Raw genomic sequence first — 7,911 nt, forward strand, 5'->3', positions numbered from 1 at the left:
CATGCTGCTGCAAGTGGTGGTGGCCGGTGCGCATTGCGCACCGCTTTCCGCCGCGCTGTGCGGGGTGTTAAAAACGGCGCGTTTAGAGAATGGGCGATTTATTGGCCAGCTGATTGAGCTGGAGACGGCGGCCCACGCGGACGAGATCCACGACAGGCTGCGGGAGAGCAGCCTGGTGCCGGAAGACATTCATATTCGCTACGGCCGGGAGGGCCGCCAGATTTCATCCTGGCGCGAGGTGAGCGCACTCACCGGGCCATCCGCCGCAGCGGCGTCCTCTGGGGCGCACCGTATGCCGTGGAAAGAGCGCGGCGTTTATCTGATCACCGGCGGTGCCGGTGGGCTGGGGCTGATTTTTGCCGCAGAGATTGCCCGACAAACCCGCGGTGCAACGCTGATTCTGACCGGCCGGACGCCGATGAACGATCGGATCCAAGACGCGATCAACCCACTGGCGGCGCTGGGCGCCGAGGTTGACTACCGCATGCTGGATGTCTGCGATCGGCAAGGGGTCGAGGCGCTGATCGCGAGCGTCATCGCGAAGTACGGCGCCATCAACGGCGTGCTGCATTGCGCCGGCGTGCTGCGCGATAGCTACATGCTGAAAAAGTCGCCGGCGGATTTCCTGGCCGTACTGGCGCCAAAAGTGCAGGGAACGGTGAACCTGGATCTGGCTTTGGCATCGCACCCGCTGGATTTCTTGGTGCTCTTTTCCTCAACGGCGGCCGCCTTAGGCAACCCGGGGCAGGTGGATTATGTGACGGCGAACAGCTTCATGGATGCGTACGCCCACTATCGCCAGCGGCAGGTGGGGCTTCAGGTACGGATGGGCAGAAGTCTGTCGATCAACTGGCCGCTGTGGAAAGAGGGCGGGATGACGGTTGATGACGCCTTCGCGACCCAGATGCGCCAAAACACGGGCATGGTCGCGATGTCTGCGGCCGCCGGCCTGCAGGCTTTCTATCAGGCTTTTGCGCGGGAAGAAAACCAGGTGCTGGCGATTGCCGGCGATCTTAAAAGGTTGCGTCAGACATTGGCAAGCCGCGTTGAGCCGGCTGCACAGCCCGAGGCACGGGTCGACCTGCCGGGGCTTGAAGAGGCGGTGCAGCAACTTCTGGTTCGTGAAGTCTCCGCATTGCTTGATGTGGCGGCAAGCGAGATAGACCTGGATCTCGAACTGACCGAGCTGGGGTTCGATTCCATTTTGACGACCGGGTTCGCTAACAAACTCAATCAACGGTATCAGCTTGATCTGCTGCCGACCCTGTTTTTCGAATACCCGACGATCTCGGCGCTGAGCGGCTATCTGACGGCAACCTACCAGGCCGTCTTCGCTGCGCGGTTTACGGCGCTCACGCCGGCGGAGCCGGGGGCGCAAACCACCGCCGATGCAGAGCTGGCGGCGTCGCCGACACAGGCTGCCACGACCGTGGATATGCCGGCTTTGCAGGAGGCGATTCAGTCGCTTTTGACGCAGGAGATCTCGGCGCTGTTACACGTCGGCGTCGCCGACATCGAGAGCGATATGGAGCTGAGCGAACTGGGATTCGACTCGATTCTGACGACCAGCTTCGCGAACACGTTGAACCGGCGATATGCGTTGGAACTGCTGCCGACCGTGTTTTTCGAATACCCGACCGTCGCCGGATTGACGCACTATCTGGCCGATAACTATTGCGACCGTTTTAGCCGGCAGTTTGCCGCGCAAGTGATGGTGCCATCATCGGGCGACGATGATGCCCCGGCGGACGCGCTTTTGGCCGAACGCGTGTCCCAGACGACACCGTCATCCTCGCCGGCCGTGAGCCACAAGCACGATGAGCCGGAAGCGATCGCCATTGTGGGCATGAGCGGCAGTTTCCCGATGGCCCCGGATCTGGATGCCTACTGGGAAAATCTGCTGCAGGGGAAAGATTGCATCAGCGAAGTGCCGCCGGAACGCTGGAATTGGCGCGATTACTTGCAGGATGTGCACGGTGCTGAAAACCGGGACAGTATTCGCTGGGGCGGGTTCATTCAGGATATGGCGGAATTCGATCCGCTGTTTTTCGGCATCTCCCCCCGCGAGGCTGAACTGATGGATCCCCAACAGCGGCTGTTGATGACCCATGCCTGGAAAGTGATTGAAGACGCGGGCTACTCGGCCGGCGCGTTGGCCGGCAGTACGCTGGGCATCTATGTCGGTACAGGCAACACCGGTTATGCCGGCCTGATCGTGGAGGCGAAACTGCCGGCGGAAGGTTTTACCGCCACGGGGATCGTGCCTTCGGTCGGCCCGAATCGGATGAGTTATTTCCTCAATGTTCATGGGCCGAGCGAGCCGATTGAAACGGCGTGTTCCTCTTCGCTGATTGCCATTCATCGCGGCGTTTCCGCCCTGCGTCATGAGGGCTGCGATATGGTCATCGTAGGCGGAATCAATACGTTGGTGACGCCGGATACGTTTGTCAGCTTCTGCAAAGCGGGCATGCTCGCCGCCGACGGCCGTTGTAAAACCTTCTCCAGCCAGGCTGACGGCTATGTGCGGGGAGAGGGCGCAGGCATGCTGTTGCTGAAGCGCTTAACGCAGGCGGAAGCGGACGGCGATCATATCTATGGCGTGATCCGCGGCAGTGCGCAGAATCACGGCGGGCGCGCCAGTTCGTTGACCGCGCCGAATCCAAAGGCGCAGGCGGCCTTGTTGGCAAGCGCCTATCGCGATGCCGGCGTCGATCCCCGCACGGTCGGTTACATCGAAGCGCACGGGACGGGAACCAAACTCGGCGATCCGATTGAAATCAACAGCCTGAAAACCGCGTTTCACGACATGAAGGCCCGCTATCCGGGCGAGGAATACCCTGAGGCCAGCTGCGGCATCGGTTCGGTGAAAACCAACATCGGGCATTTGGAGATGGCGGCGGGCATTGCCGGCGTGATTAAAGTGCTGTTGCAGATGAAGCACCAGACCCTGGTGAAGAGCCTGCACTGTGAAAACCTGAATCCTTATATCGATCTTACGCACACGCCATTCTATGTCGTGGCGGCGAACCGCCCTTGGCGCGCAATGAAAAATGCGCAGGGTGAAACCTTGCCGCGCCGGGCCGGTGTCAGCTCTTTCGGCTTTGGCGGCGCTAACGCGCATATCGTGATAGAGGAATATCGCGACAGCCGTCCGGCGCTGCCGGCAACGCAACCGCGTTACGTGATCCCGTTGTCGGCCAGGGATGATGACCGTTTGCGGGAGGTAGCCCAAAATCTCAGGCTGTATCTGGAACAACAGCGAAACAACCCTGCGCTGACGTTGACGAATCTGGCCTATACGCTGCAGGCCGGGCGAGATGCGATGGCGGTGCGGTTGGGCTGGATCGTGCAATCTCTCGACGAGCTGCTGGCGAAGTTGGACGGCTTTTTGCAGGGCGGCGATGAACCCGGCGAGATTTACCGTGGCCAACGCAGCGCTAACAACGCGCTACTGGCGCAGTTCTCCGCTGATGAAGAGTTGCGCGAAGCCATCGCGAAATGGGTGGCGCGGGGCAAATACGCCAGGCTGCTGAATCTGTGGTGTCAGGGGGGGGAGTTTGATTGGTCAGCCTTATATCAAGGGCAACGGCCGCGGCGCCTGAGTCTGCCGACCTATCCTTTCAACCGCCAGTCATTCTGGCTGCCGAGCGCCCCGACGGCGGTGCGCCGCCCGCCGCAAAACAGCGGCCATACCCCGTCGCCATCGCCGGCGGCCGGGGAAGGTTTTAACCTCGAAGCCTATCTGATCGCGCTGATTGGCCGGCAGCTCAAGGTGGCCGAAGAGGCGATCCGCCCTGATGTCGCCCTGGAGGAGCTGGGCATGGATTCGGTCGTGTCCATCGCGCTGTTAAATGACATCCGGGAAAAATTCCCGCAGGTCTCCCGTTCGCTGTTTATGGAATACCACACCGTAGGCGAAATTCAGCAATACCTGAGCAACCATTTCAGCGAACGGCTGGCCATGCTGAGCGACCGGCCGTCGAGTGCGGAAGCGGAGGAAAGCAAAGCGCCGGCGGATGAGGCACGGGCCGCGCCGGAAAAGGAGCGCGGGCAAAACATCAGCATTATCGGCATGGCGGGGATTTTCCCGCAGGCCGGGGACATCGCGGCGTTTTGGGACAACCTGCGCGCCGGCCGCGCGGCGCATTCCACGCTGAGCGACAAGCGCAGGCGGCTGATGGCTCTGGAGAAGGACGAGATCGGCAGCAGCAGAATCGGCGCTTATCTGGACGGGGTTGAGTATTTCGATCGCAAGCTGTTCAAAGTACCCCACAAAGACGCGCAACGGCTGGATCCCCAGATGCGAAAATTGCTTGAGGTCATTTGGCAATCCATCACCGACGCCGGATATACCCTGAGTCAGTTCCGCGAGAAACGGACCGGGCTCTTTGTCGCGACACGCGGCCATTCAGGGTATCAGGATATTCAGGCCAAAGTGGATCCGCAGCAGGCGGCTCAGTGGCGTTTCCAGGCGGAGCAGATATCCGCTTACGCCAACCGCATCTCCAACATTCTGAATCTTTACGGGCTCAGCGAAATTGTGGAAACCGGATGCGCCAGCTTTTTGGTTGCGATCAGGCAAGCCATGAGCGCCATCAGAGAGGGGCGTTGCCAGCAGGCGATTGTCGCCACGGCGGAGCTGGGGCTTTCTCCCTTCGCTCAGAACCGTACCGACGATCAGGCGCTGTATAGCTCGCATCCGGTGACGAAAAGCTTCGCCAGTGATTCTGACGGTTATGTGAAAAGTGAAGTGGTCGGCGCCATTATCCTGAAGGCGGAGGACGATGCGTTGGCGCAGGGCGACGCCATTTACGCCAACGTTAAAGGCGTCGGTGTCAGCCACGGCGGCAAAGCGCCGCTGAAATGGTATAGCCCCAACATTGAAGGGCAGAAAGCGGCTATCGCCGCCGTTTTCGCGGAGACCGGTCTCGATCCGGCGACGATCTCTTATATCGAGCCCGAGGCTAATGGCTCCCAATTGGGGGACGCCGCGGAGCTGGTCGCCATCCAGGCGGTATATGGCCCTCACTTGCAGGCCGGTCAAGCACCGACCGCCATTGGCTCCCTCAAGCCCCTGACCGGGCACGCTGAAACGGCATCGACTTTCCCTGTACTGGTGAAAATGGTGCTGTCCATGCGCCACCGTCAGTTGGCAAAAATCGAGGGGCTGGGCGCGTTGAACGAAGGGATCAGCCTGGCCGAGGGTTTTGAGTTGCTCGATGAAGATCGCCCCTGGCACAAGCGGGGGCACCATCCTCGGCGCGGCGCTATCCATTCCATGAGCATTGGCGGCGTGAATGCCCATCTGTTGCTTGAGGACTATGAGGCGGAACATCAGGCCGCGTTACCGCAACGAGAACGGCCGTTCATTTTCCTGTTTTCCGACGTGGACGAGGCCGGGTTAAACCAGCTGGTGAACGATTATCTGGATTTTCTGCCGCGCGCGTTGGCCAGCCTCTCTGCGCACGACGCTGTGCATGGGGCGGCAGCAGAAAAACAGCGGGCGCGAGAGTCACTCTATCTGGAACGGCTCGAGTATACCCTGCAGCAGGGCCGAGAACATCGGGACGTGAGGCTGGCGGTCAGCGCCGCCAGCATGGCGCAGCTGCATGAAGGGCTGCAGCGCTGGCAGGCGCAGACGGGCCGTCATCAGGGCAACGTTTTCGACAGCCGAGATCCGGCGCCGGCGAGTGAGGAGACGCTGTCTTCGTTCAGCGCCGGCGTTCGGCAAGCCTTGCTGACCTGGCTGGCGGGGCATGCCGTGGATTGGTCTCTGTTGCGTCGGGAGGAAGGATGGCGCGACGGGCTCCAAAAACTGCATTTGCCGGTCAACCCATTGCGAAAAGTGTTCTGCTGGCATGAGGGTTTCCACGATATCGACATCGCCGAGGAAAATAATGCAGTTAATGCAGTGCCGACAGAGGCGGAGCCGCGTTCTGTCGTGGAGTAAAGGACGCAGTTGCGTTGTCGTTTTTTTATTCAAATAAGGGTGTGCCATGAATGAATTAGATGAAGCGTTATCGGGTTATCTCGTCACGTTAGCGGCGAAAGTACTGAAGTGCAGCCCGGACAATATAGAGTGGGAGAGTGATGTTGATGAATATGGATTTGAGTCGATGGAGGTCAACCAATATTGCGTCGATCTGAATAAGTTTTTTTCTATCAAGCTGACTCCGGTGGTATTCCTGGAGGTCAACTCCCTTCAAGGGTTGAGTGAGTATCTGAAAAAGCATCACTTCAATAGCCTTGAAACGACTTTATTATGAACATGAAGCCAAAGGAAATTTCTATGGAAAAGTATGACATTCAAAGTGAAACGCAGCGCAAAGCATTTGATTTGATGCCACACTTCTTTCTCGATCAGGAAGAGCAGGCGAATTTCCACTTTATGATGCATATGCGCTTGCTGTTGAACTCGCCTGAGTTTATGGCGACGTTCGAGCGGGATCTGTTTGAGAAGAAGTTGGCTGACCTCCAGGCGAAATGCCCGGATCTGGCCGACATGGATTGTGCTGATACGTTCATAAAAATGAAGTCCTACGATTTCTCAAACATGGACCGAAATACATTCCAGCAAATGATCAATGACGCGAGCAACCCGCCGATTATTGCCAAGGGTTTTCTCAACGACACGAAAGCCGTTCAGCAATGGACTCACGAGTACCTGATTGAACACTACAAAGACACCGAAATTATCGCGGTGGGTTATGATGAAAAAGAAACCAGCCTGAAAAAACTCAAGCTGGAAAAGATTTTACGGTCTCAATTGGACAAGGAATCCAAGGTTAGCTACTACATCAACAATTCCGCGGAAATATTTAATGACTACCCCGATTTAATCGATGAAGTGGGTGCGGAAAAAATACTTGATCTGTTTCATGGTCACTCTGCAAATAGTTTCAGCCAGTTATTTGTCGGTAATCTTCGCACCTGGGGAACCAACTGGCATCAGGGGAATGATATTTCCTGCGCCCTGATGATCAGCGGTGTGAAACGCTGGTATTTCGTCGACCCCCGGTTAGGCTATATTTTGCGCCCATTTTTTGATGGCGCCAACGGCATGTCAGCCAAGATGGATGCTCGCCTGGATATCAATTTCCATAAAATCCATAGCCCGCTTTATGCCTATGCGCCCAAGTTTTATGTCGATCTGGAACCGGGCGATGTCATCTTCTTCACCAAGTACTGGCCGCATGCGGTCATCAACACGACGCCACTGCAGATCATGGCCAATATGCGCATGACGGAAGTGAATCTGGATACCATGACCAAAGGCAAAGATGTCCCGACGCTGATGCCCGTGTACGACAACATTCTGAACTCCGATCCGTCATTCATTAAATTCAAGTTCGATATCTTTAATAACTTAGGGAAAAAGTCCAAAGCCATCGGCGATGAGAACTATTTCTCGGCCTATACTTCGACCAGCGATGTTCTGACCAATGGGGATAAGCAATGAGCGAGTACCTGATCAATTCCGGCGAGTTCAACATGATTGTTTGCCCGACAGACAAGGCGTACTACATCCTTAATGAGGATCGCGCTTCGGTGGAGACGCTGCAGGAGTTTTTGCAGGGCGATAAGGTTCAGTACCAGCGGCTGAAGCCCCTTTGGTTTAAATATCGTCCCGATGAATCCTGGCAAGATCTCGACAAAAAAGAGCACCGATTGGGGGAATCGCTTTCCGAAGCGGAACTGATCGATCGGTTTGTATTGAAGGCGTTTAACTTTGGCAGCCTGGTTGCCGTCCGTGACACCCAAACGGGGAGCGTCAAGGTATTTAAACGCGACAAACTGAAATTGTCTGCACGTTAAATCGATTCGCCTGAAGAAAAGTGAAGCACGCCTTCCTTTGATTTCTCCCTGTTGTACTAGACTCAAGGGGGGCGTGCGGCAGCCTGTAAACTGTGC

The 7,911-nt window shown here is 57.2% G+C and carries 4 protein-coding genes (1 of these 4 cut by a window edge); all 4 read left to right on the plus strand.

Annotated features, from left to right (window positions below; all coding sequences use genetic code 11):
* Tightly spaced (at most 46 nt apart), the 4 genes in view from BHU62_RS02360 to BHU62_RS02375 form a layout consistent with a single transcriptional unit that may run on beyond the window.
* Positions 1-5,950, plus strand: the 3' end of a protein-coding gene (locus tag BHU62_RS02360; protein ID WP_073528971.1) for an SDR family NAD(P)-dependent oxidoreductase. 13,691 nt of this gene lie to the left of the window's left edge; only the last 5,950 of its 19,641 coding nucleotides appear in the window; its start codon lies off the left edge, out of view; its stop codon occupies positions 5,948-5,950.
* 46 nt (positions 5,951-5,996) lie between these two features.
* Positions 5,997-6,266 (plus strand): acyl carrier protein, encoded by a 270-nt coding sequence (locus BHU62_RS02365; RefSeq protein ID WP_073528972.1) that lies wholly within the window; start codon positions 5,997-5,999, stop codon positions 6,264-6,266.
* Between the two features lie 23 nt (positions 6,267-6,289).
* Entirely contained in the window at positions 6,290-7,459 is a 1,170-nt protein-coding gene (locus tag BHU62_RS02370; RefSeq protein WP_073528973.1) for a cupin-like domain-containing protein, read from the plus strand.
* Positions 7,456-7,815: a hypothetical protein gene (locus BHU62_RS02375; protein WP_073528974.1), complete on the plus strand. Its 360-nt coding sequence runs from the start codon at positions 7,456-7,458 to the stop codon at positions 7,813-7,815. Before BHU62_RS02370 ends, BHU62_RS02375 begins: the two co-directional genes overlap by 4 nt.
* The last annotated feature ends 96 nt before the right edge of the window (positions 7,816-7,911 follow it).

Origin of the sequence: Serratia marcescens (assembly GCF_001902635.1) — a bacterium.
Taxonomy (GTDB): Bacteria; Pseudomonadota; Gammaproteobacteria; order Enterobacterales; family Enterobacteriaceae; genus Serratia; species Serratia marcescens_F.

What these genes read in the sequence shown, in the direction of transcription:
- BHU62_RS02375 (WP_073528974.1), top strand. Translation starts at nt 7,456, where the DNA reads ATGAGCGAGTACCTGATCAATTCCGGCGAGTTCAACATGATTGTTTGC.
- BHU62_RS02365 (WP_073528972.1), top strand. Translation starts at nt 5,997, where the DNA reads ATGAATGAATTAGATGAAGCGTTATCGGGTTATCTCGTCACGTTAGCG.
- BHU62_RS02370 (WP_073528973.1), top strand. Translation starts at nt 6,290, where the DNA reads ATGGAAAAGTATGACATTCAAAGTGAAACGCAGCGCAAAGCATTTGAT.